Here is a 731-nt window from a genome sequence, read left to right on the forward strand (position 1 = left end):
GGTGGTACGGGTGGTCTGGGGGCGGTGGTCGCCCGTTATCTGGTGGCCGAGCGTGGGGTGCGGGATCTGGTCCTGACGTCCCGGCGGGGCCCCGACGCCCCCGGCGCCGGTGAACTCGCCGAGGAACTCACCACGCTCGGCGCCCGCGTCGACATCGTCGCCTGTGATGTGTCGGACCGTGATGCGGTCCGGGCCCTGGTCGCGTCTTTGGTTGCGGGGCGTGGTCTGCTGGCGGTGGTGCATGCCGCGGGTGTGGGGGACAACGGGCTGGTGGGTGCGTTGTCGCCGGAGCGGGTGGACGGTGTGCTGGCGCCGAAGGCGGATGCGGCGTGGTGGTTGCACGAGGCCACGGGTGGTCTGGATCTGGCGGCGTTCGTGTTGTTCTCGTCGGCCGGTGGTCTGGTGCTGACGGCGGGTCAGGGCAATTACGCTGCGGCGAATGTGTTCCTGGACGCGTTGGCGGCGCGTCGGCGGGCGGAGGGTCTGCCGGCGACGTCGATGGCGTTCGGGTTCTGGGACGTGGGTGCGGGTCTTGGCCGGTACCTGGGTGAGGTGGACCGTCGGCGGATGGCGTCGCAGGGTCTGCCGGTGCTCTCCCACGAGGCCGGGCTGGAGCTGTTCGCGGCCGGCCTGGAGCGCGGCGAGGCCACGGTCGTCCCGCTGCGGGTCGACACCGCCGCCCTGCGCACCCGCACCGACGAGGTCCCCGCCCTCCTCCGCGCCCTCGCCCC

1 protein-coding gene is annotated in these 731 nt (G+C 73.1%); it reads left to right on the top strand.

The window, feature by feature from the left end:
• Nucleotides 1-731, top strand: a 731-nt coding sequence (locus ADK41_RS05145) for a beta-ketoacyl reductase (RefSeq protein ID WP_245174604.1), incomplete at both ends; no start/stop codon positions are given.

Origin of the sequence: Streptomyces caelestis, from assembly GCF_001279005.1 — a bacterium.
GTDB classification, from domain to species: Bacteria; Actinomycetota; Actinomycetes; order Streptomycetales; family Streptomycetaceae; genus Streptomyces; species Streptomyces heliomycini.